This window comes from Caulobacter sp. (assembly GCF_017744445.1).
Taxonomy (GTDB): domain Bacteria; phylum Pseudomonadota; class Alphaproteobacteria; order Caulobacterales; family Caulobacteraceae; genus Caulobacter.
The window spans coordinates 1-893 of the sequence record NZ_JAGIBH010000058.1 but is presented as its reverse complement, the minus strand read 5'-3'; the positions used below and the strand labels follow the sequence as shown (position 1 = coordinate 893).

Genomic DNA, 893 nt, shown 5'->3' with positions numbered 1-893 from the left:
GCACCGGGGCGATCGGGTAGCTGTCCTTGGCACCCACGTTCAGCCAATCGCCGGGGTGGAATTCGAGTTCGCCTGTGGAGTCCGTCCCCAGCAGGGCCACCATCCGCACCTGGTCGCGCAGGTCCGCCGGCAGGTGCGCGACGATGATCGGCAAGGCGTCGGCGCCGAACGAATAACCGGCCAGGATCACCCGCTTCCGGCCCCAGGCGGCCTGGTAGTGGCGGATGACGGCGGCCAGGTCGTCGGCCGCAGCCTGAGGCGAGCGTTGGGTCCAGAAGTAGCGCAGCGAGTCGTAGCCGACGACCGGCACCCCCGCCTTGACGAAGCCTTGGGCCAGGCCGCGATCGATGCCCGCCCAGCCGCCGTCGCCCGAATAGAAGATCGCCAGGGTGTCGCCGCCGGCGGCGGCGGGGGTTTCGACCAATGGCAGGCCGGCGAGACGCGCGGAGGAAACGGCCGGCGCCATCGGCGGCGCGACCATGGCCAGGGCGGCGGCCAACTGCGCTTCGGGCTGCGAGTCCGTCGCCACCGGCAGCACGCGGCCTTGCGGCAGCTTGGCCATGAAGGTGCGGACGGCGTCGGGGGCGGCGCCGGGAATGGCGACAAACGGGGTCGTCAGCTTCGGATCGGGCGCGTAGGCGAAGCCGCCAGGCGTGACTGCATGGGCCAGGCCGCCGTCGCCGGCCAGCAAGGGGCGCGTGGTTCGCAGGTCGGCGCGGAAATCCAGGGCCGCCCCGCCCTGGAAGATGCCGCTGGGTGACTGGGCCAGCGTGCCGTAGGCCAGGGCGGCGCCCGCGCCTTGGCCGACCAGGATTGGCTTGTGATAGCCCGAGAACTTCAGCGCCTTCTGGGCGGCTTGGGCCAGTTCCGAGAAGTCGCCGGCGGGATAGAGG

At 71.9% G+C, this 893-nt stretch carries 1 protein-coding gene; it reads right to left on the bottom strand.

The window, feature by feature from the left end:
* On the bottom strand, window positions 1–893 hold an 893-nt coding region (locus tag J7528_RS23560; protein ID WP_291879712.1), incomplete at both ends, for an AcvB/VirJ family lysyl-phosphatidylglycerol hydrolase.